Here is a 20949-nt window from a genome sequence, read left to right on the forward strand (position 1 = left end):
CTGCCCGGTCAGCCGGTGTGCGGGACGACCGCCACGGGGCAGCGGCAGTGGTGCAGCACGGCGTCGGCGACCGGCCCCAGTCGGCCCTCGGACGCCCGCGAATCGGTGCGGCGGCCCACCACGAGCCGCTCCGCGCCCCGAGACGCGTTCAGAAGTGCTTGCGCGGGATGCAGCAGGACCACATCGGTGCGGGCCGTCACCTACGGATACTTGTCCTGCCATACCCGCAGGGCGTCGGAGAGCCGCAGGACCTCCTGGTCCTCCCAGCCGGCGCGGTCCTCCCCGGTCACGAACAGCATGCGGGGCGACACGGCCTCGGCGGGAAAGGCCCAGGCCTGCACGGCCCGCAGCCGCGCCCCACGCGCCTCGGCGGCTGCGAACGCGAAATCGGCCACCTCACCGGCCGGGCGGTGCGCGTCCAGGCCCACCACCACCTCGGCGGGACCACCCGGCACCCGCGTCCCGTCGCCGAAGCCCCCTGCGGGCTGTGCGGGGATCAGCACACCAGGAGCCCGGCGCTGCGCGCAGCGGCGAGCAGTGCCACGGCCGGGCCGTCGGCGGTCAGCTCTCCTTGTACCTGGAGGTCCGGGTGCCGGGCGGCGAGGTCGGCGATGGTCCGCTGGAGCATGCGCTCCCCCACGTGGTGCAACGTTTCCACGGCCGAGGCCGGGACCGCATCGCCCGGAAGCGGTGGGGAGGCATGCACGAGACGCAGCGGAACGTCACGCAGCGCCGCTTCCCGTGCGGCCCAGTCGGCCGCTTCCAGGCTGCGTTCGGACCCGTCGATGCCCGCCATGACAGGGAGACTCATGTCGTCCTCCTTCGCCCGCCGTGCACCCCGGCGGGCGGATCCGGCACCCCCCGTGACCGCTCTTCCACTGTTCCACGGCGACTCCCGGCGGTCCTGGCGGTCCTGGCGGTCCTGGCGGTCCTGGCGGGAGACCGTCCAGCCCTCGGCGGCCACAGGCCCCGGTCATCCGGTCATCCGGTCATCTTCTTCCGCCACTGGGGTCCGACGCGCTCCCACTCGGCCTCCCAGGCGCGCAGGCGCCGCCGGTCGAGCCGCTGCCGTGTCAGTCGTCCGCAGCACAGGATTGCGCCTCCGGCACCCGCCGCGGCCAGCGCACCCGTCAGCGCCGACTGCAGGCGCGCCGCCCCCTCGGTGGGAGGCCTGACGGCCAAGCCGCCCCGGCTGTCGATCCACACGGAGACCGAGGTGCCCGCGGTGCTGCTCGGGTCGACCCTTGTCAGGCCGGTGTGCGTGGTCCCGTCGGCGGCCCTCCAGCGCACCTTCCCCCACACCGTGTCACCACCGTCTGTCGACACGTACGCGGTCCTGTCCGCATTCCGGGTGAGTTCGGCCGGCACGGCGTGCACTTCAGCGCGTCGTACGGCGAGGCTGTCCTGCATGGCCGCATCCGCCGCAAAGCCCGCGAGCAGGCCGCCCACCAGGGCGATGATCCAGGTGGCCAGGACGATCCAGGCCTCCACGACGTCGCTGTGCCGACGCAGCGGATTGTTCCGCCACCGCCAGAACCGCACCTTCATCAACCGGGTGGGACGCGTCAGTGCCATGGCCCGACACCCCTTTGTCTCTCTTGTCTCTCGACTCGAAGATCTCCCGTGCGGTGACTGCGCCTCCTCGTGCCTCGCGCCGACGCGGCGGACGTCACGGAGGGACGTCGCCTTCTTCCAGGCTCGGTCACGGCGGCCGGGAACGCATGGGCCGATCGGTCCCTGTCGAGAAGTCCCCGCTCAGCCGCTCCAGGTCCAGTCCGCGACCTCCGGCAGGTCGGTGCCGTGGATGCGGATCCAGTCGTGGTGGCGCAGGCGCGCGTCTTCCATGCGCTGGCGCACGGCCGCTGCGCGCACCGCCAGCCCGGGCACGCGGTCGATGACGTCCATGACCAGCCGGTAACGGTCCAGGTCGTTGCGGACGACCATGTCGAACGGCGTGGTCGTGGTGCCGGACTCCTTGTAGCCGCGCACGTGCAGGTTCTGGTGGCCGGTGCGCCGGTAGGCGAGCCGGTGGATCAGCCACGGGTAGCCGTGGTAGGCGAAGATCACCGGCTTGTCCTTGGTGAACAGGCCGTCGTACTCGAAGTCGCTCATGCCGTGCGGGTGCTCCTCGCGCGGCATCAGGCGGGCCATGTCGACGACGTTGACCACGCGGACCGCGAGGGCGGGCAGGTGCCGGCGCAGCAGCTGGGCGGCGGCGAGCACCTCCTGGGTGGGGACGTCCCCGGCGCAGGCGAGGACGACGTCCGGTTCGCCTCCGTTCTCGGTGCCCGCCCACTCCCAGATGCCTGCTCCGCGTGCGCAGTGGGTGCGGGCCTGGTCCATGGACAGCCAGTCGAAGCAGGGCTGCTTGCCGGCCACGATCACGTTGACGTAGTCGCGGCTGTGCAGTGCGTGGTCCGCGACGGACAGCAGCGTGTTGGCGTCCGGTGGCAGGTACACCCGTACGACCTCGGGGCTCTTGTTCAGGACGTGGTCGACGAAGCCGGGGTCCTGGTGGGAGAAGCCGTTGTGGTCCTGGCGCCACACGTGCGAGGTGAGCAGGTAGTTGAGGGAGGCGATCGGTGCGCGCCACGGCAACTGCCTGGATGTCTTCAGCCATTTGATGTGCTGGTTGACCATCGAGTCGACGATGTGCACGAAGGCCTCGTAGCAGGAGAACAGGCCGTGCCTGCCGGTGAGCAGATAGCCCTCCAGCCAGCCCTGGCAGGTGTGTTCGGAGAGGATCTCCATCACGCGGCCGTGCCGGTCGAGGTGTTCGTCGACCGGGAGGAGCTGGGCCTGCCAGGCCTTTCCGCTGGCGTCGAAGACGGCCTGCAGCCGGTTGGAGGCGGTCTCGTCGGGGCCCACGACCCGGAAGTCGCGGCGGGTCGAGGTGTCGTGCATGACCTGTGCGAGGAGGTCGCCGAGGATCCGGGTGGGCTCGTGGAGGGTCGCGCCAGGCTTGTCCACCGGCACAGCGAACCGGTCGAGGGACGGGACGGGCAGGTCGCGCAGGAGCAGGCCGCCGTTGGCGTGCGGGGTGGCGCCCAGACGCCTGGCCCCCTCGGGGACGCAGGCCAGGGCGTCGGCGACCGGCCGGCCGTCGGCGTCGAAGAGCTCCTCCGGGTGGTACGAGCGCAGCCACGCCTCCAGCTGCCGCAGGTGCTCCGGGTTCTCGCGTACGCCGGCCAGCGGCACCTGGTGGGCACGCCAGGTGCCCTCGACCGGCACCCCGTCGACCTCGGCGGGCCCGGTCCAGCCCTTGGGGGTGCGCAGCACGATCACCGGCCAGTGCGAGCGCTCCGCCACGCCGTCCTCGCGGGCCGACTGCTGGAGCGCGGCGATGCGGTCCAGCGCGTCGTCCATTGCCTCCGCCATCGCGCGATGGACGGTGGCCGGGTCGTCGCCGCTGACATGGATCGGCGCATGGCCGTAGCCGCGCAGCAGCTCGTCGAGCTCGTACTCGGGCAGCCGCGCGAGCACCGTCGGGTTGGCGATCTTGTAGCCGTTGAGGTGGAGGATCGGCAGCACGGCCCCGTCGTGGACCGGGTCGAGGAACTTGTTGGAGTGCCAGGAGGCGGCCAGCGGTCCGGTCTCCGCCTCGCCGTCGCCGATCACACAGGCGACCAGCAGGTTCGGGTTGTCCAGGGCCGCCCCGTAGGCGTGCGAGAGCGAGTAGCCCAGTTCACCGCCCTCGTGGATCGAGCCGGGGGTCTCCGGCGCCACATGGCTCGGCACACCGCCGGGGAAGGAGAACTGGCGGAACAGGCGGTCCATGCCGGCCCCGTCGCGGCCGACGTCCGGATACGTCTCGCTGTAGGTGCCGTCCAGCCAGGAGTTGGCCAGCACGGACGGCCCACCGTGGCCGGGCCCCCAGATGCACAGAGCGTCGATGCCGCGGGCCTTGATGACGCGGTTGAGGTGGGTGTAGACGAGATTCAGACCGGGCGAGGTGCCCCAGTGACCGAGCAGCCGCGGCTTGATGTGCTCCGGCAGCAGCGGTTCGCGCAGCAGCGGGTTGGCCATGAGGTAGATCTGTCCGGCGGACAGGTAGTTGGCGGCACGCCAGCGCGCGTCCAGGGTGCGCAGTTCGTCGTCGGTCAGTACGGTGCTGCTGTTCTGGTGTTCGACCTTGGGCATCAGGGGCTCCGGAAGTCATCGGCGTAGGTCAACGGGGCAGTGGAGGCGGCATGGCCGGCAAGAAGGCGGCGAAGGTGCCGCGCGAGACGTATGAGAAGGAACTGCTCCGCCTGCAGACGGAGTTGGTGAAGCTGCAGGAGTGGGTGCGTGCGGAGGGCGCCCGCCTCGTCGTCGTCTTCGAGGGACGGGACGCGGCCGGCAAGGGCGGCACCATCAAGCGGGTCGCCGAACACCTCAACCCCCGCGTCGCCCGGATCGCGGCCCTCCCGAAACCGACCGAGCGTGAACGCACCCAGTGGTACTTCCAGCGGTACATCGAGCATCTGCCGGCCGCCGGGGAGATCGTGCTGTTCGACCGGTCCTGGTACAACCGGGCCGGGGTCGAGCATGTGATGGGCTTCTGCACCAAGGAGGAGTACCAGCTCTTCCTGCGGCAGTGCCCCATCTTCGAGCGGATGCTGGTGGAGGCCGGGATCGTGCTGCGCAAGTACTGGTTCTCGGTGAGCGACACCGAACAGCAGGAGCGCTTCCGGCGCCGGCTGGAGGACCCGCTGCGGCGCTGGAAGCTGTCGCCGATGGACCTGGAGTCGATCACCCGCTGGGAGGCGTACTCCCGGGCCAAGGACGAGATGATGGTGCACACCGACATCACCGAGGCGCCCTGGTTCGTCGTGGAGAGCGACGACAAGCGCCGGGCACGGCTGAACATGATCGCCCATCTGCTGGATTCCCTGCCGTACCACGATGTGCCGCCCCCGGTGCTGGAGCTGCCGGACCGGCCGGACTCGACCGGCTACCAGCGCTCGCCGCGTGACCTGCAGACGTACGTCCCCGATCACGCAGCGAACCTGTAAACCGGTCACGGCGCTCACGCCCGCTGCGGTACGACGGCGACGGGGCAGGCGGAGTGATGCAGTACCGCGTGGGCGACGCGGCCGAGCTGGAGCCCGAAGCGCCCCTCGCGCCGCTTGGCCCCCACGACCAGCAGGTCGGCGCCGTGCGAGAGGTCCGCCAGGACCCTGCGGGCGTGGCCCTCGACGGTGCGGCGGTGCACGTCGGCGTCCGCCGGCACGTCGAGCAGCGCCTTCTCCAGCGCGGCCACGGCCCGCTCCTCGTGCAGCCGGGCGGGTTCCCCGGCCATGAGCGGGTGGTCGGTGCTCTCGTGCGCGGGGCACCGCCAGGCTCGTACGGCCTCCAGGCGCGCACCGCGGCGGCGCGCCTCGTCGACGGCGAAGCGCACGGCCGACGACTCGGCCCCGTCCTCGCCGACGCCGAGGAGGACACGGCGCTGAGTGCCCGGCACCGCCTGCTTGTCGTGGCTGCCGCGCAGCACGATCACCGGGCAGTCGGCGTGCGCGGCCACGGACAGACTGACGGAACCAAGCAGAAACTCCGCGACGCCGCTGCGGCCACGGCTGCCCACCACCAGCGCGGAGGCCTGACGCCCCTCGTGCACCAGGGCGTACTCGGGCTCCTCCGCCAGCACCGCCGGCGTCACCTTCAGGTCCGTATGGCGCTCGTGCGCCCGCCGGGCCGCTAGGTCGACGACGTCCTGGGCGAGCACGGCCTCGGACGGCTTCCCGAGGTCCGTGGCGAGGGCGGTGCCCTCGTAGCGCTCCCACAGCGAGGCGTACACGGCCCGCAGCTCCACCCCGCGCAGCACGGCCTCGTCGGCCGCCCAGTCGACGGCACGCAGGCTCGGCTCGGAGCCGTCCACGCCCACGACCAGAGGGAGATCCATCGTCCTCACCTTCCCGTACCGAGGTCGAACACGATGCGGGCCTTGACCTGCCCGCGCAGCACCTCGTCGATGGCTTCGTTGACCGCGGCCAGCGGGCGGGTCTCGTGGATGACCCTGGTGCGGCCCGCCGCATGCAGTTGGAAGACCTCGGCGAGGTCTTGACGGGTGCCCACGATCGAGCCGATCACCGAGGTGCCGTTCAGGACGGTGTCGAAGATCGGGACCTGGATGGTGCCGTGCGCCGGCAGTGCCACCATCACCAGCTTCCCGCCCCGCCGCAACCCGGAGTTCACGGCGGTGAACGCGGCCTCGTTCACGGCCAGGGCGATCGCCGCGTGGGCGCCGCCGTGCTGCCTCAGCACCTCGCCCACGTCCTGCTTGCGGGCGTCGATGACGAGGTCCGCGCCGAGTTCCCGGGAGAGTTCGAGCTTCTCGTCCGTGACGTCGATCGCCGCGACGGTGGCTCCGGCGATCTTCGCGTACTGGACGGCGAGGTGGCCGAGGCCGCCGATCCCGGAGATCGCGACGAGCTGGGCCGGCTGGACGCCTGCGACCTTGAGTGCCTTGTACGTGGTGACGCCGGCGCAGGTCAGTGGGGCGGCCTCGACGGCGCCGACGCCCTCGGGCACCGGTTGCGCGAAGTCGGCCCAGGCCAGCATCTTCTCGGCGTATCCGCCGTCGCAGCCGTAGCCGGTGTTGATCTGGTGCTCGCACAGCGTCTCCCAGCCGGACAGGCAGTGCTCGCACCGCCCGCAGGCCCTCCCGAGCCACGGCACGGCGACCCGGTCCCCCACGCTCAGGTGGGTGACGCCGTCGCCGAGCTTCTCGATCAGGCCGACGCCCTCGTGACCGGGCACGAACGGCGGGGTGGGCTTCACCGGCCAGTCGCCGTGCGCCGCGTGGATGTCGGTGTGGCACAGCCCGGAGACCTCGACACGGATGCGGACCTGGCCGGGGCCGGGTTCGGGGTCGGGGCGCTCCTCGATGACCAGGGGCTCGCCGAAGGCTCGTACGACCGCTGCCTTCATGGGGTCAACTCCTCAGTGACGGACGTCAGTTGTGGGCCACGACCGCGACGGGGGCGGCGGCGTGGTGCAGGACGGCGTGCGTGACGGGGCCGATGTGGAGGCCGACCGGCCCGCGGCGGATGCGGCGGCCGACGACGACCAGCGAGGCGTCCCGGGAGGCGTCGGTCAGGTGGTCGGCGGCGCTGCCGGCCCGGGACTCCTCCACCACGTCCACGTCCGGGTACTTCTGGCGCCAGGGGCGCAGGGCCTCGGCCAGGGCGGCGCACTGCTGCCGGATGATCTCGTTGTGGTAGTCCGGGTCGGCGGCCAGGCCGTAGGTGTAGTACGGCGGCAGGTTCCAGCCGTACAGGACCCGCAGTACGGCGGAGCGCCGGGTCGCCTCGTCGAAGGCGAATCCGATCACCGAGTCGTCCGGGTCGGTGGGGTCGAGGCCGAGGACGACGGGCCGGTACCCGGTGGCCGCCGAAGGGATGCCTACCGGGTCCGGCTCGTGCTCGTCGGCGGCCTGTTCGCCGGCCCGGACCAGCACCACAGGACGCCGGGCGTGTGCGAGGACGGAGTGGCCGACGGAGCCGATCAGGAACCCGCCGAGGCCGCTGAGTCCGCGGGAGCCGAGCACGAGCAGTTCGGCGTCCTCGGCCTCCTTGGCCAGCACGTCGGCGGGCCGGCCGGTCAGCTGCTCCACGGTCACCTGCACTCCGGGGTGGCGCATCCGGGCGCCCTCGGCGGTCTCGCGCGGGATCCGTTCGGTCCAGTGCTGCAGCGTCTCCGGGCCGAGCAGCGGGGCCTGGGCCATGGGCTCCGGCACCGGCTCCCACACATGGACGATCTTCAACGGCAGGCCGCGCAGCTTCGCCTCGCGGGCCGCCCACTCCACCGCGGCGCGGCTCTCGGGCGAGCCGTCCAGGCCTGCGACAACGGTGCGCGCCATGATTCTTCCTCCTGATCGGGGATCCGCATCCATCGTCGGATCAGTGGTGGTCGGTGCTGCAGGGGCCGCATGTCCCCGGCCGGGGCCGAGCGGCCCAACGCCCTCGCGTGGCGGGCCCCTGCACGGGGTCCGCCACGCTCCCGCGGTCGGCATGCTCTGCCACCGCCACGTCCACCCTGCTACCGACCCGCCGTCGTGGCCCGAGGCCGAAGGTCGGTCTCGAGGGGGCTGAACGGCCCCTTCCATATGTCCTGTTGGACCACCGGGGCGGAAACTCTCGCGGTCGGCGGCACCGCAGTGGATTCTTGAGGCAGGCGGCGAGAGGAGATCCATGGCGCAGGCTTCGCGGTGGCGCCGTGCGGCGCCCGGGATCGCCGCGCTGAGCGGATACCGCCGTTCCTGGCTGCGCGGCGACCTGCTGGCCGGGGTGACGGTGGCCGCCTATCTCGTGCCGCAGGTGATGGCGTACGCAAGCGTGGCCGGACTGCAGCCGGTTGTGGGGCTGTGGTCGATCCTGCCCTCGCTCGCGCTGTACGCCCTGCTGGGCACGTCACGGCTGCTGTCGGTGGGCCCCGAGACGACGGCCGCGCTGATGACGGCCACCGTGGTGGCTCCCCTCGCCGGTTCCGACCCGGGCCGCTACGCCACGCTGGCCACCGCACTCGCGGCCACGGTCGGTCTGCTGTGCCTGGCCGCGCGGGTACTGCGCCTGGGCTTCGTCGCCGACCTGCTGTCCCGTCCCGTCCTGATCGGCTATCTGGCGGGTGTGGCCCTGATCATGGTCGTGGACCAGCTGCCCAAGCTGACCGGGGTACCGACAACAGGCTCGACGTTCTTCCCCCTGCTGTGGTCCTTCCTGCGGCACCTGGGGCAGGCCCACCCGGCCACGGTGGTGTTCTCCGCCGTCACGATCGTGCTCCTGTTCGCGGTCCGGCGATGGCTCCCGCTGGCGCCCGGACCGCTGCTGGTCCTGGTGCTGGGCACCGCGTCAGTGGCCGTCTTCGACCTGGACGGCCGGCACGGCATCAAGGTGATCGGCGCGGTCCCGGCGGGCCTGCCCGACTTCGCCCTTCCGGACCTGACGGAAGTGCCGGACCTGGTGCTGCCCGCCCTCGGCGTCCTCCTGGTCGCCTACACCGACTTCATCCTCACCGCCCGAGGCTTCACCGCTGCCGACGACGACGGCTCGGAACTGGATGCCAACCAGGAGTTCCTGGCCCTCGGCGCGGCCAATCTCGGGGCCGCCTGTCTGCACGGCTTTCCGGTGAGCAGCAGCGCCAGCCGCACCGCGCTCGCCTCCTCGGCAGGGGCACGGAGCCAGGCGTACTCGCTGGTGGCGGGTCTGGCGGTCGTCGCCGTGCTGCTGTTCCTCAGCCCGCTGCTGACCCACACGCCGTCGGCCGTGCTGGGCGCGATCGTGGTGTACGCCGCCGTCCGCATGATCGATCTCGCGGGCTTTCGCCGGCTGGCCTCCTTCCGGCGGCGCGAACTGCTGCTGGCGCTGGGCTGCCTGGCCGGGGTGCTGACCCTGGACATTCTCTACGGCGTGATCGTAGCCGTCGGTCTGTCCGTGGCGGAGCTGCTGAGCCGGGTGGCGCGCCCGCACGACGCCGTCGAGGGGCTGGTGCCGGGCGTCGCCGGCATGCACGACGTGGACGACTACCCGCAGGCCCGCACCGTCCCGGGCCTGCTCGTCTACCGCTACGACTCCCCGCTCTTCTTCGCCAACGCGCAGGACTTCCACCGCCGGGCCCTGGCCGCGGTGGACGAACAGACCACCCCGGTCCGCTGGTTCGTCCTCAACACCGAGGCGAACGTGGAGGTGGACATCACCGCCCTGGACGCGGTCGACGAGGTGCGCCGCGAACTCACCCGGCGCGGCATCGTGTTCGCCCTCGCGCGGGTCAAGCAGGACCTCCTGGACGACCTGGAGGCGTACGGGCTGGCCGAAGCAGTGGGCAGGGACCTGATCTTTCCCACCCTGCCGACCGCCGTGGCCGCCTATCGGGAGTGGTGCCGCGGAGGCTAGACCGTGTCAGCTCTTCACGGGCGTGCGCATGACGGTCCGCTCCGGCCGGCGCGGGGCCGTCCGGGCCGCTCCGGCCCTTCCGTTCGTCCCCGGGCCCGACGGCCGCCGTGCGGCACGGCGCTGCTGCGCCCGCAGGACCAGCGCGTCCAGTGCCGCGCTGAGCACGAAGGTGACGGCCATGGCGATCACCAGGAGAAGGGCGGACTGCCGCCAGAACTCCGGAGTCAGGCTCGTACGCATGGTGTTCCCCCTTTCCGCTCTGTCGGGTGGCTCTCTCACCACCATCGAACTGCGGGCGGGCGGGTAGGCACAGGGTGCCACAGGGGTGGAGCGCGCCGCCGGTCGGCCCGGTCGTGGGGCCGGGTGGCCCCTGGTCCGTTCCGGGGCGCGCGCACACGCTGGGAGTGGTAGCTCCGTACGCCTGAGTGGAGGCACGCCATGAACGCTCCCGCAACCACAAGCTTGCCGCGGGCGCTGCCTGCCGAGCACCGGCAGCGGCTGATGCAGACCGCCCGGGAGGTGTCGTTCCCCGAGGGCACCCGGCTCTTCGAGGAGGGCGGCCACGCCGACCGGTTCTGGATCATCCGCACCGGCACCGTCGATCTCGACATGCGCGTGCCCGGCCGCCGGGCCGCCGTCATCGAGTCCCTCGGGCACAACGAACTGCTCGGCTGGTCCTGGCTGTTCGCCCCTCACGTCTGGCACCTCGGGGCCGAGGCGGCTTCGCCGGTGCGGGCGTACGAGTTCGACGCCACGACCGTGCGGACGATCTGTGAGGAGGATCCCGCGTTCGGACGGACCATCGCCCGCTGGGTGGGCGAGGTCGTGGCCCACCGGCTGCAGGCGGCCCGGGTGCGGCTGCTCGACCTGTACGCCCCCTACGGCAGCGGCAACGGGCGGTGAACCCGCCCGCGGCCGCGAGGACCGAAGCGATCAAGGAGGCGCCGTGCACGCGTTCCCGCACATCGTGAGTGACGTGATGACCCGCACCGTCGCCGCAGTCGGCCGCGAGGCCGCCTTCAAGGACATCGTGCGGACCATGCAGGACCGGAAGGTCAGTGCGGTACCCGTGGTGGACGGCGGGAACCGGGTCGTGGGGGTCGTCTCCGAGGCCGATCTGCTGCCCAAGGAGGAGTTCCGCGACAGCGATCCCGACCGGTACACGCAGCTGCGGCGGCTGTCGGACCTCGCGAAGGCGGGCTCGGTCACCGCCGGCGAGCTGATGACCTCACCCGCCCTCACCATCCGAGCGGACGCCACTCTCGCGCAGGCCGCGCGGGAGATGGCCCGGGCCCGGGTCAAGCGTCTGCCGGTGGTCGACGACGGCGGGCGGCTGGAGGGCATCGTCAGCCGGGCGGACCTGCTCAAGGTGTTCCTGCGGGACGACGACGAGATCGCCGAGGAGGTCCGGCGGGAGATCGTCTCGTATCTGTTCACCACACCGCTCTCGGAGGTACGGGTCGAGGTCCGCGACGGGGTCGTGACGCTCGGCGGCCGGGTCCGCGACACCTCCCTCGTGCCGGTGGCCGCGCGCCTGGTCCGGGCGGTCGAGGGGGTCGTGGACGTGGAGTTCGCGCTCGACTGACGCGACGGGCTCGACGGACACGACGGACAGGACCGCCCGGCGATCTGATCGGCGCCACCATCCCGGCCGTCGGCCAGGCGTCTCAGCCTGTCCTGTGCCCCCACTCCCGTTCGACCCGCTCCCATTCGGCTCCCCATCGCTCGGTGGCCCGCCGCTGCACGCGCAGCCGCACCAGCCTTCCGCCGCCGAGAACCGTCAGCCCCGTCGCCAGCCCCACTCCGGTTCCGGCCAGCACCACACGCGTTGCCGCCTCGGTAGAACTCACCGGCGCCGCAACCAGCCGGCCACGCCCGTCCGTCCAGGCCCGGACCCGACTGCCCGGCTTCGCCGTGGGCTTCACGTCCACCGTGCCCGCACGGGCCGGCCCCTTCCCGTCGCTCCAGCGCACCGTCGCCAGCACCCGGTCGTACCGCACACCGGTGACGACGTCCCGCCCGCTTCCGGGCACGGTCTTCACGACCACCGCCGACACCGGCCGACGGCCCGCCCGGTCCTGGTTCACCACGTGCTCCGCGGCCTGCGCCCCGACCACCCCGGCGGCAACCCCTCCGGCCGTCGCGGCCGTCCAGGCAGCCAGCACGATCCACGCCTCCACCACATCGCTGTGCCTGCGCAGCGGATTGCTGCGCCAGCGCCACCCCATGACCTGCGTGCGTCTGACCTTCCGCATCGGTCACACCCCCTTACGGGCGCAATGAGGACGGACACACCTAAAAGGTCTCACCAGATCGCCGTCTACGGGAGAGGCAGCCGCCTCTTCGGGCCACGAGACCGGTCGGCGTACGGTGGCGGTGAGTGGGGCCGGTCGGCCCTAGTGCGTCCGGTCCTGACAGGTGATGATCGTCGTGACGTGCGGCCCGCAGCCCGTGCGTCATACATCCGGGGAACGAGGGGTCGACATGACCGAGGCACGTACCTTCACGGCGCAGGACCCGATCCGCGTCTTCCTGCTCGACGACCACGAGGTCGTCCGACGCGGGCTGGCCGACCTGCTGGACTCCGAGCCCGACATCAGCGTCGTCGGCGATGCCGAGAACGTCGAGCACGCCCTCGTCCGCGCTCCCGCCGTGCGCCCCCATGTCGCCGTCCTGGACGTCCGTCTGCCCGACGGCGACGGCATCTCCGTCTGCCGGGACCTGCGCAGCCGTATGCCCGAGCTCGCCGTGCTCATGCTCACCTCGTTCGACGACGAGGACGCCCTCCTCGACGCCATCATGGCCGGCGCCTCCGGCTATGTCCTCAAGCAGATCAAGGGCTCCGACCTGATCTCGGCGGTCCGCACCGTCGCCTCCGGCCAGTCCATGCTCGACCCGGCCACCACCGCCCGGCTCATGCGCTCCCTGCGCACGGAACCCGCCGAAGCCCCCGCAGTGGCACCCGAGTTGGCGGGGCTGTCGCCGCGCGAGCGGGAGATCCTCGCGCTGATCGGGGACGGACTCACCAACCGTGAGATCGGCAAGCAGCTCTATCTGTCGGAGAAGACCGTCAAGAACCACATCTCCCGACTGCTGGCCAAGCTCGGAGTGCAACGCCGCGTGCAGGCCGCGGTCCTCGCCACGCACCTGGACCAGCCGGAGACGGGCGACCGACCCACGCGCTGATCACACCTTGCCGTACGGGACCAGAGCGACGGGGCAGTGTGCGTGCCGCAGGATCGCCCGGCCGTCGGGGCCTGACAGTGCGGCCGCGCTGCCGTTGCGCCGTCGTACGCCGACCACGACGAGCTGCGCGCCGACGCTCGCCTCGACCAGGGAGCGGTGATACCGGCCCCGGACCGGGCGGGCGCGCACGGCGACGTCCGGATACTGCTCGCGCAGCCCGGCCAGGGGGCGTACGGCCGCTGTCCGGTGCAGGACCACCAGGTCCGCCCCGCGCTCCGAGGCCGCCGCGAAGGCGAACTCGGCGGCTTCGCGGGCCCCTGGTGACGCGTCCTGCGCAAGGACGACGGGGCCGGTCCGGCTCTGTCTGCCGCACACCACCAGCACCGGGCAGCCCACACGGGCCGTCAGATGGCCGGCGACCGAGCCGTGCAGGCGGCCTCGCATCCCGTGCGCGGGGCGGCCGCCCACCACGATGAGGGACGCGGCGCGCGACTCGGACCCGAGCACCGTCACCGGCTCGCCGACGAGGACTTCGCGTGTGATCGTCAAGTCGGGCGCCACCCGGCGGGCCCGCCACTCGGCATCGGCCAGTGCCTCGTTCACCCGGTCCCGCAGCCCGCCGCCGTCCGGGTCCCAGGGCACCGCACCGGCCGGCACCAGCTCCTCGGACCACGTCAGGGCGTGCGCCAGTTCAAGGCCCACTCCGCGCCGGTCGGCCTCCCACGCCGCGGCTTCCACGGCCGCCAGACCCGACGGCGAACCGTCCACTCCCACCACGACCGGACCGTTCATGGTGCCCCTCCCTCGTCTGCGGTTGTCACCGTTGTCAGCCTTCGCCTGCCCGGCCTTGGCCGCACTGGGCCGACGGGCCCCGGGGGACGCGCCGACCGGCCCTCTCGTGGGCCCGGCCGTGCGCTCAGCCGATCTCCAGTACCTCGTGCACGGGGCGGCGTGGTGTCCCCGTCCCCGCGGGCCCGTAACCGAGGCGCAGCACCATGTGCACGAAACCCATGGCCGATCGTGGATCGCGGGCCAGCTCCCGCAGGTCCGCCCGCTCCAGTGCGTGGGAGGTGAGGGAGGTGGCCAGGCCGTCGAGCGTGGCCAGCAGGAGGACCCGCTCGAGCGCCTGTCCCGCGCGCAGCCAGTCGTCGGGGTGGTCGTTGTGCGTGCCCAGCAGTGCCAGGTGCGGGGTGGTCTCGAAGACAGCCGTCGGACGGCCGGGCACAGGCCGGCGGCCGGCGAAGTCACGGACCGGAGCGCGGCCGCCCTGCTTGCGCGGCCCGAAGGCCCCCTCGGGAATGCCGTCCACGGCCGTGCCGGCGCTCTCCGCCCCGATGCGGGTCCACCGCTGCACGTCCTCGAGACGCTCGGGGTGCAGGCTGTCGCGCCCCTCGACGTCGCGGACGTGTTCCAGCAGCGACTCCACGTGCCAGGCGTCGGGGAAGGCCAGCTGAGCGCCCTCCCTGAGGGCGGCGTCGCGCAGGGCGTCCCGCAGTGCGGCAGGGATCGGCTTGTCCTGGAACGGATGGCGGCTGGTGTGCCGGCGGGCGATCGCCGGGAACAGCGCCGCCAGGTCGCGGTCGGGCCGGTCGCTGTCGTTGAGATGCACGACGGCGAGCAGCTCCCGGTCGGCGGGATCGGGCAGCAGATGCACATCGACGTGCAGGCCGCTGTCGGCCGCGGCGACACGGAGGTTGAACAGAGCCGCGCCGCAGCCGATGTGCAGGCCGCGGTTGTCGGGGTCGGTGTGCGGCATGGCGCGCTCGAAGTCGGCACGCAGTTCGATCGTGCCGACCTTGGTGTGATGGCGGAATCGCCACGGCTGCGCGTTGTGCAGCGAGGGCGCGGCCGTGGCGGCGGCCACCAGGGCCGTGACGTTCGTCGTGTCGAGTGGTTGCGCCGGCATGGGGCGCACCTCCCCTCGGGCAGGCGGGGCGGTTCTGTCAGTGTTTGGCGAGAGTGGGGCCGTCCCCGCGCAGCACGGCCAGGCTTCGGCGGTACTGCTCCTCGTCGATCTCCCCTCGGGCGAAGCGCTCGGCGAGCAGTCGCTCGGGCGCGGCGGCGGAGGGGGTGGGGGTGCGCGGGGGCTCCGGGGCCCGGTTCAGGGTGCGGAAGAGCAGCACGGCCACAGTGATGAGCAGGGCCCACAGCAGGACCGTGCCGATCGACATCGCGAACCAGCCCCATCCGTTCATGTCGTGACCGTTCCAGTACATCGCGGACCGCTTCCTTTGTCTCGGATGTCTCGGACTGCTTCTCACGGCCACCTTCACACGCAGCACGACCAGCGAGTATGGGCCGCCCGGTGTCGACCCGGGACCATCCGGCCCAAGCCCGGGCCCCGTTCGCCCTCAGTCCCCGAGCAGCAGCCGGCCCGTCTCCCCCGGCTGCAGACAAACCGCCCGGTCCGGCAGCCGTACGTCGATGGGCGTGCCGTCGGACGACGGCACCGCGATCTCCAGCAGACCGCGCTCCAGCCTCAGCCGTACGCCCCAGTGCTCGTGGTGGCGCAGCGCGAACCCGTACGAGGACAGCTCGGGCAGCGGCACCGGATCGAGCCACAGCGCGCCGCCCTGCGTCTCCAGGCCGGTCAGTCCGCGCTGCACGAGGTCGAGGGTGCCGGCCATGGCGCCCAGGTGGATCCCCTCACCGGTGGTGCCGCCCTGGACCTCGGCGACGTCGCCCAGGAGGGCTTCCAGGCGGAACTTCCACGCCTCCGCCCGCCGGGCCCGGGCCAGGCCCCAGCCACATGTCCTCGTCGAGCCGCAGCCCCAAGCCGACGGAACAGCCCTGCAGTTCGGCCGGTGCGAAGAGATAGCCCAGCATCGTCCCAGTCGAGCTCGGCGAGGTCGCGGTAGCCCCCGAACCGGCTGATGACACCTTCGTGAAAGGGCACCTGAAGGGTGCGGGAGCCGTCCTCCCACTGTTCGAGTTCGCCACCGTCGAGCCCGGTGCGTTCGACGGGTTCGCGCCGCCGTGGCTCGGGCAGCGACTGCATCAGTTCGAGGCCGGGCGCGCGGGTCACCCGGTCGACGGCGGCGAAGAGCGGGTCGCCGATCGCCGGGTCGCGCGAGGTGTGCAGGGCGACCGTCTTGTCGACGACGGCGGTGCGCCCGGCGGCCGATCCAGGCTCAACCGCTGGACAGCGGAAGGTACTTCGTGGCCGGTCGTAGCGGGTGCGTCGGCCGTCAGGCGGGCCGCCGTGCCGATACGGATGTCCGACGTGCGGGTACGGCAGCGCAGCCACACGGTGTCCGGGCAGCGGTTCCGGTGTGCACGTGGGTGAGGTGGCGGCCGTCGAGGTCCCGGTAGCAGGGCACGCCGCTGTTGGTGACGCCGCCGTCGAGGGCCGCCTCGAAGTCGAGCCGGCCGGCAAAGCCTTCGGCCGTGAACTCGGTGCGCAGCACGGCCAGATGGACGTGCCCCCGGGCGGAGCCGCAAATGGATACGGCCCCGCGCCCCTTTGGGGCGCCGTCGAACCGGAGCGGAATTCATCGAGGCCGTTCAGGGGGCTGCGCACGGTCACACCTGCTGCGGCACGATTGCCACCGGGCAGTCGGCGTGGTGCAGCAGTGTGTGCGCCACCCGGCCGAGTTGGAGGCCGCCATGGCCTGTACGGCGCTGCGCCCCGACGATCACGAGGTCCGCGGCGGCCGAGCGGTGCAGCAGCACCTTGCGGGCCGGCCCCTCGACCGTGACGCGGCGCACCAGGACCCCGGGGTGGTCAGCGATCGCGTCTGCGAGCAGGGCGTCGAGCAGCCTGGACGCCTGCTCCTCGTGGCGGTGCGCGGGGTCGTCCGCCAGCCGCGGGTGGTCGCCGGTCTCGTGTGCGGGACAGCGCCAGGTGCGCACGACGTCGAGGGTGCATCCGCGCGCCTCGGCCTCGCGGAAGGCGAACCGCACGGCCTCGCCGCCGGTCGCCGGCTCCCCCGCGCCGAGCAGGATCCGCTCATGGGTGCCCGCCAGACCGGCCTTGTCGCCGCGGACGACGATCACCGGACCGTGGGCGCGGGCGGCCACGGCCAGTCCGACCGAGCCGAGCAGCAGGCCCGCCAGCTCGCCGCGGCCGTGCGAGCCGGTGACCAGTACGGAGGCGTTGTTGCCCTCATGCAGGAGCGCTGCGGCCGCCTCCTCGGGGAGCACGTCGGTGGTGACCTTCACGTCGGGGTTGCGCCGCCCGGCACGTTCCGCGGCGGAGGTGACGACGTGTTCCGCCATCACCTGCTCGGACGAACGTTCAAGACTGCTGCCCGGCACTGTGCCCTCGTAGCGTTCCCACAGCGAGGCGTACACCAGCCGCAACGGCAGGCCGTGCCGGGCCGCTTCGTCCACGGCCCAGTCGACCGCGGCGAGACTCCCGTCGGATCCGTCGACGCCCACGACCAGGGGCAGCTCCATCTTCCCCACCGCCTTTCGTCGGTCTGTGCGGGAGCTCAGCACGGAGCTCCACTCCCACCGTGGCACCGGCGGGCCGGCCTCAGCAGGGGTGGATCGGCCCCGGCTCGGGGCCGCTCGGCCCAGGCGCGTGCCTGACCTTCGGGTACAGCTCGTTCGTCGCCGGCATCGTCCTGTTGGCGGCCAGATGTCGGCCAGCAGGACGACGTCCTCGTTGTCCACCGCGCTCGGAGCGGATGTATCGAGAGGTCTGCGTAAGGGACCCGGACGTACTCGGCCTGGGGCGGAGGCGCCCCATTATTGGGCGCGGCGGATCCTGCGCGGAGCCATGGACCAGCTCAACGAGCGTCACCCGCAGGTGTATCTCAGTGCCGAGCAGATCGCCCGTCCCGCGGCGGACGCGCTCGTCGAGGCGGGCGCCGAGGCCGAGCTGCTGGTCCTGGGCAGCCGGGCGTTCAGTGGCTTCGGCGGCTTCATGGCCGGGTCGGTGGCGCTCGCGACGGTGGCCCGCGTGGCGCGGCCCGTGGTGCTCGTGCGGGCGGACCGGACCGCAGAGGACGACCATCTGCCGGACGAGAAGGGCCGGCCGTCGCTGCGCACGCCGTATCGCGACGTCGTGGTCGGTGTGGACATCGCGCACCCGTGCGAGGAGCTGCTCGCGTTCGCCTTCGAGAGCGCGACCCTGCGTTCCGCACAGCTGCAGGTGCTGCACACCTGGCACGTGCCTTATGCCCCGCCCGCAGCGGCGGCCACGATGAGTGGCGCTGCACAGCAGGCCGCCGAAACCGCACTGGACGGCGCGCTCCAGCCGTGGCGGGAGAAGTACCCGGCGGTGAAGATCCGGACGCCGGTGGAGAACGACCGCCCGGCCCAGCAGCTGCTGCGCGCGGCACAGGACGCCCGGCTGCTGGTCGTCGGCCGCAGGAACCGTCCGGCCCGGCTGGGCGCACACACCGGGCCGGTCGTGCACGCGGTGATGCACCACGTGCGCTGCCCGGTCGTGATCGTCCCGCAGGACTTACTCGCCCGAAGACACGAAAAACCCAGCCGTCACGGCCGCTGAGTTGTTGTCGGCGGCGGCGTTCATGGAGGACCGCCACGCGCAGGCGTTCCCGAGCTTCGGATCAGAGCGGACGGGCGCGCCGGTGGTGGCGTTCTGCCGGATCGACGACCGGCCGATCCGGGTGCGCGAGCCCGTCATGCGACCCGATGCTCTGGTCGTCCAGGACCCCACGCTGCTGCCAGGTGAACGTCTTCGAAGGGCTGCGGCCCGGCGGCGCCGTGCTGATCAACTCGCCGCGGTCCGTGGGCGAGTTGAGCCTCCAGGACCTCGTCGGCCATGCCCTCACCGTCCCGGCCACCGCACTCGCCGTCCGCCACTTCGGCCGGCCCGTGCCGAACGCCGTCCTGCTCGGCGGGCTCGCCGCGCTCACCGGCTGCGTGAGCATCGAGTCGCTCACCGCCGCCGTCCGCGAACGCTTCGCCGGCGGGCTCGGGCAGGCCAACGCGGCCGCGGCCCGGGAGGCATACGACCACGTCCGGAAGGCCCAGCGGGAGGAGCGGGCGCATGCTCAAGCAGACTGAGGGGTCTCGTGCGGTCGCCGAAACCATCGCCTGCTGCCGGCCCGAAGTGATCGCCGCGTATCCGATCTCGCCGCAGACACACATCGTCGAGGAACTCAGCCGCCTGGTGAAGTCCGGGGCCCTGAAACCGTGCGAGTACGTCAACGTCGAGTCGGAGTTCGCCGCGATGTCGATGTGCATCGGGGCCTCGGCCGCGGGCGCCCGCACCTACACGGCGACCGCGAGCCAAGCACGGCCTCGCGTCGGCCGACCGGCTCAACACCTGGTACTACTCCGACGCCCCGGCCTCCGTACGGCCGACGCTCGAACTCGCCCGCCACGTCTCGACGTTCGGCGAGGTGGTGCAGGGGCCCGACGAGTCCACGGCACTGTTCGAGGCCCGGCGCTGCATGTCCTGCGGTCACTGCTTCGAGTGCGACAACTGCTACGGCGTCTGCCCGGACAACGCGATCACCAAGCTGGGGCCGGGCAAGGGTTTCAGCATCGACCTCGACTACTGCAAGGGGTGCGGGCTGTGCGCGGCCGAGTGCCCGTGCGGGGCGATCGACATGGTGCCGGAGGAGTGAGCCGGACCCATCTGATCGCTCATTCCCCGGAGGGAATTGTCGGTCTTGTCCTTGGGTCGGAGGATCAAGCCGAAGTGACCTTCATCCTTCCGGCAAGGAGACGCACGTGATCGAGATCGACCCACAGGACCTGGCCCACCGCTACGCAGCCCAGTGGACGGAACCGGACGCCGCAGCACGCCGTACGGCCATCGAGCGGCTGTGGGCCGAGGACGGCACCCATGTCCTCCAGCCGCCCGTGGAGATCCGGGAGATCGCCGCGGGCCTCGGCTTCCGGCACCCGGTCTTGGAGGCCCGGGGGCACGACGCCATCGAGATCCGCATGGCGCGCAGCTACGAGGAGTTCGTGGCGAAGCAGGGCATCACCTTCCGGGCACGCCCCGACGCCGTGCGCCTCGACGACCTGATCAGGTTCGGCTGGGAGGCGGTGTCCGTCGAGACCGGAGAGGTGGTCGGCGGCGGTTCGGAGATCCTCGTGCTTGACGAAGAGGGCCGGATCAGGACGGACTACATGTTCCCCGGCTCGTGAGCGAGGGTCACCGGAGCGTCTGCACCGGCGGCCGCCGAGAGCGCCTCGGCGGTCTCCGGATCAGCCGGCAGGAAGGCCTCCAGCCTCAGCTCCGCCAGCGTCACGTCCACGGCGGTGGCGAAGGTCGTCACCGTCGTCATCAGGTGCAGCTCACCGTACGAGGACGCGAGGCGCAGCGGGACCGCGAAGCCCAGCTGTGCGTCCGAGGGGTGCAGGTCGGGGACGTGGCAGGCGAGTTCGGCGCGCAGTTCGGGCAGGTGGCCGAGGGCGGCCAGGATGTGCCGGGCCCATTCGGCGAGGTTGCGGATGCGTGGCGCCAGACCGTCGGGGTGCAGCGCGAGCCGGTAGACGTTCTTGCCCGCACCGACCAGGTCGGGCGACGCGCCTTCGGTGATCAGGTCGAAGGCGGCGTTCGCAGCGACCAGGTCACCGCCTCGGTCCACGACCACCGCCGGATACGGCAGGTGCCCACGGAGGATGTGGTCGATCGCCGTGCGGACGGGGGCCAGTGCGGGGGCGTCGAGGGAGCTCTCCGGGTAGACAGGTGCGTAGCCGGCGGCCAGCAGCAGCTCGTTGCGCTCGCGCAGCGGCAGTTCGAGCGACTCGGCCAGCCGCACGACCATGGCGCGGCCCGGGGCGGACCGGCCGGATTCGATGAAGCTGAGGTGGCGTTGGGTGGTACCCGCCCGCAGCGCCAGCTCGAGTTGGCTGATCCGGCGGCGGGTACGGCGTTCGCGCAGCGCGCTGGGGAAGTCCACAGGCCTGTTGTAACGGCCGCGAGGCGTCGCTGCCATTCCCTGCGGGGAATTGTCGCTGTTCG

24 protein-coding genes and 3 pseudogenes are annotated in these 20949 nt (G+C 72.2%); 11 read left to right on the forward strand and 16 right to left on the reverse strand.

The window, feature by feature from the left end; translation table 11 throughout:
• Positions 1–8 precede the first annotated feature (8 nt).
• From EDD92_RS50815 to EDD92_RS03430, 5 genes are all read right to left on the reverse strand, one after another.
• Positions 9–200 (reverse strand): universal stress protein, encoded by a 192-nt coding sequence (locus EDD92_RS50815; RefSeq protein WP_260326292.1) that lies wholly within the window; start codon positions 198–200, stop codon positions 9–11.
• Entirely contained in the window at positions 201–503 is a 303-nt protein-coding gene (locus EDD92_RS50820) for a hypothetical protein (protein WP_260326293.1), read from the reverse strand. It abuts the gene before it with no gap.
• A complete protein-coding gene (locus tag EDD92_RS50825) occupies positions 497–811 on the reverse strand; it encodes a universal stress protein (protein ID WP_260326294.1) in 315 nt (104 codons plus the stop codon). Before EDD92_RS50825 ends, EDD92_RS50820 begins: the two co-directional genes overlap by 7 nt.
• Positions 812–981: 170 nt before the next feature.
• Positions 982–1575 carry a hypothetical protein gene (locus EDD92_RS03425; RefSeq protein WP_185123921.1) on the reverse strand — a complete coding sequence of 198 codons (594 nt, stop codon included), beginning with the start codon at positions 1573–1575 and terminating at the stop codon, positions 982–984.
• Between the two features lie 180 nt (positions 1576–1755).
• The gene (locus tag EDD92_RS03430) at positions 1756–4140 is read right to left on the reverse strand and encodes a phosphoketolase (protein ID WP_123962929.1); all 2385 of its coding nucleotides are present in this window, start codon (positions 4138–4140) and stop codon (positions 1756–1758) included.
• A gap of 50 nt (positions 4141–4190) precedes the next feature.
• Between EDD92_RS03430 and ppk2 the strand changes: the two genes are divergently transcribed.
• Positions 4191–4994, forward strand: coding sequence for a polyphosphate kinase 2 (ppk2, locus tag EDD92_RS03435; RefSeq protein WP_123962930.1), 804 nt, complete (start codon positions 4191–4193; stop codon positions 4992–4994).
• 14 nt (positions 4995–5008) lie between these two features.
• Here the strand turns inward: ppk2 and EDD92_RS03440 are convergent, their stop codons facing one another.
• The 3 genes from EDD92_RS03440 to EDD92_RS03450 are packed head-to-tail and all read right to left on the reverse strand — an operon-like array spanning position 5009 to position 7840.
• A complete protein-coding gene (locus EDD92_RS03440) occupies positions 5009–5881 on the reverse strand; it encodes a universal stress protein (RefSeq protein WP_123962931.1) in 873 nt (290 codons plus the stop codon).
• A 5-nt stretch (positions 5882–5886) separates the two neighbouring features.
• On the reverse strand, positions 5887–6909 hold the full coding sequence (adhP, locus tag EDD92_RS03445) for an alcohol dehydrogenase AdhP (RefSeq protein WP_123962932.1): 1023 nt from the start codon (positions 6907–6909) through the stop codon (positions 5887–5889).
• Between the two features lie 25 nt (positions 6910–6934).
• Positions 6935–7840 carry a universal stress protein gene (locus EDD92_RS03450; protein WP_123962933.1) on the reverse strand — a complete coding sequence of 302 codons (906 nt, stop codon included), beginning with the start codon at positions 7838–7840 and terminating at the stop codon, positions 6935–6937.
• A 331-nt stretch (positions 7841–8171) separates the two neighbouring features.
• Here EDD92_RS03450 and EDD92_RS03455 point away from each other — a divergent pair, with 331 nt between their 5' ends.
• Positions 8172–9869: a SulP family inorganic anion transporter gene (locus EDD92_RS03455; protein WP_123962934.1), complete on the forward strand. Its 1698-nt coding sequence runs from the start codon at positions 8172–8174 to the stop codon at positions 9867–9869.
• 6 nt (positions 9870–9875) lie between these two features.
• On the opposite strand, the gene EDD92_RS03460 is transcribed toward EDD92_RS03455, so the two are convergent.
• Complete coding sequence (locus EDD92_RS03460; RefSeq protein ID WP_123962935.1) at positions 9876–10109, reverse strand: hypothetical protein; 234 nt, start codon at positions 10107–10109, stop codon at positions 9876–9878.
• Between the two features lie 198 nt (positions 10110–10307).
• On the opposite strand from EDD92_RS03460, the gene EDD92_RS03465 reads away from it, so the two are divergent.
• Entirely contained in the window at positions 10308–10772 is a 465-nt protein-coding gene (locus tag EDD92_RS03465) for a cyclic nucleotide-binding domain-containing protein (protein WP_123962936.1), read from the forward strand.
• 43 nt (positions 10773–10815) lie between these two features.
• Entirely contained in the window at positions 10816–11454 is a 639-nt protein-coding gene (locus tag EDD92_RS03470) for a CBS domain-containing protein (RefSeq protein ID WP_123962937.1), read from the forward strand.
• A gap of 82 nt (positions 11455–11536) precedes the next feature.
• Here the strand turns inward: EDD92_RS03470 and EDD92_RS49740 are convergent, their stop codons facing one another.
• The gene (locus EDD92_RS49740; protein WP_185123922.1) at positions 11537–12124 is read right to left on the reverse strand and encodes a hypothetical protein; all 588 of its coding nucleotides are present in this window, start codon (positions 12122–12124) and stop codon (positions 11537–11539) included.
• 229 nt (positions 12125–12353) lie between these two features.
• Here EDD92_RS49740 and EDD92_RS03480 point away from each other — a divergent pair, with 229 nt between their 5' ends.
• On the forward strand, positions 12354–13055 hold the full coding sequence (locus EDD92_RS03480; protein ID WP_123962938.1) for a response regulator transcription factor: 702 nt from the start codon (positions 12354–12356) through the stop codon (positions 13053–13055).
• Here EDD92_RS03480 and EDD92_RS03485 read toward each other — a convergent pair whose 3' ends face one another.
• The 5 genes and pseudogenes from EDD92_RS03485 to EDD92_RS03505 form a co-directional block, all read right to left on the reverse strand.
• Complete coding sequence (locus EDD92_RS03485; protein ID WP_123962939.1) at positions 13056–13847, reverse strand: universal stress protein; 792 nt, start codon at positions 13845–13847, stop codon at positions 13056–13058.
• 124 nt (positions 13848–13971) lie between these two features.
• A complete protein-coding gene (locus tag EDD92_RS03490) occupies positions 13972–14961 on the reverse strand; it encodes an Acg family FMN-binding oxidoreductase (protein ID WP_123962940.1) in 990 nt (329 codons plus the stop codon).
• Positions 14962–14998: 37 nt separating this feature from the next.
• Positions 14999–15271, reverse strand: coding sequence for an SHOCT domain-containing protein (locus EDD92_RS03495; protein ID WP_123962941.1), 273 nt, complete (start codon positions 15269–15271; stop codon positions 14999–15001).
• 135 nt (positions 15272–15406) lie between these two features.
• Positions 15407–16071 (reverse strand): annotated as a pseudogene (locus EDD92_RS52335) (glycosyl hydrolase family 65 protein); the annotation flags it as partial.
• A 506-nt stretch (positions 16072–16577) separates the two neighbouring features.
• Positions 16578–17453 carry a universal stress protein gene (locus EDD92_RS03505; RefSeq protein ID WP_123962942.1) on the reverse strand — a complete coding sequence of 292 codons (876 nt, stop codon included), beginning with the start codon at positions 17451–17453 and terminating at the stop codon, positions 16578–16580.
• 325 nt (positions 17454–17778) lie between these two features.
• Here EDD92_RS03505 and EDD92_RS03510 point away from each other — a divergent pair, with 325 nt between their 5' ends.
• The 6 genes and pseudogenes from EDD92_RS03510 (at position 17779) to EDD92_RS03530 (ending at position 20129) form a co-directional block, all read left to right on the forward strand.
• A complete protein-coding gene (locus EDD92_RS03510; RefSeq protein ID WP_123962943.1) occupies positions 17779–18513 on the forward strand; it encodes a universal stress protein in 735 nt (244 codons plus the stop codon).
• 22 nt (positions 18514–18535) lie between these two features.
• A pseudogene (locus EDD92_RS50830) lies at positions 18536–18634 on the forward strand (2-oxoacid:acceptor oxidoreductase); the annotation flags it as partial.
• A gap of 61 nt (positions 18635–18695) precedes the next feature.
• The gene (locus EDD92_RS03515) at positions 18696–19034 is read left to right on the forward strand and encodes a 2-oxoacid:acceptor oxidoreductase family protein (protein ID WP_260326295.1); all 339 of its coding nucleotides are present in this window, start codon (positions 18696–18698) and stop codon (positions 19032–19034) included.
• Positions 19018–19203: pseudogene (gene porA / locus EDD92_RS03520) on the forward strand (pyruvate ferredoxin oxidoreductase); the annotation flags it as partial. The gene EDD92_RS03515 and the pseudogene porA, both read left to right, overlap by 17 nt.
• A 169-nt stretch (positions 19204–19372) precedes the next feature.
• Positions 19373–19600: a 4Fe-4S binding protein gene (locus EDD92_RS50455; protein WP_260326296.1), complete on the forward strand. Its 228-nt coding sequence runs from the start codon at positions 19373–19375 to the stop codon at positions 19598–19600.
• Between the two features lie 106 nt (positions 19601–19706).
• Positions 19707–20129, forward strand: a complete 423-nt coding sequence (locus EDD92_RS03530) for a hypothetical protein (RefSeq protein ID WP_123962944.1) — start codon at positions 19707–19709, stop codon at positions 20127–20129.
• On the opposite strand, the gene EDD92_RS03535 is transcribed toward EDD92_RS03530, so the two are convergent.
• Complete coding sequence (locus EDD92_RS03535) at positions 20108–20887, reverse strand: helix-turn-helix domain-containing protein (protein ID WP_123962945.1); 780 nt, start codon at positions 20885–20887, stop codon at positions 20108–20110. The two genes, EDD92_RS03530 and EDD92_RS03535, sit on opposite strands and share 22 nt — an antisense overlap.
• Positions 20888–20949: the final 62 nt, after the last annotated feature.

The sequence above is a fragment of the Streptomyces sp. TLI_185 genome (assembly GCF_003814765.1).
Taxonomy (GTDB): Bacteria; Actinomycetota; Actinomycetes; order Streptomycetales; family Streptomycetaceae; genus Streptomyces.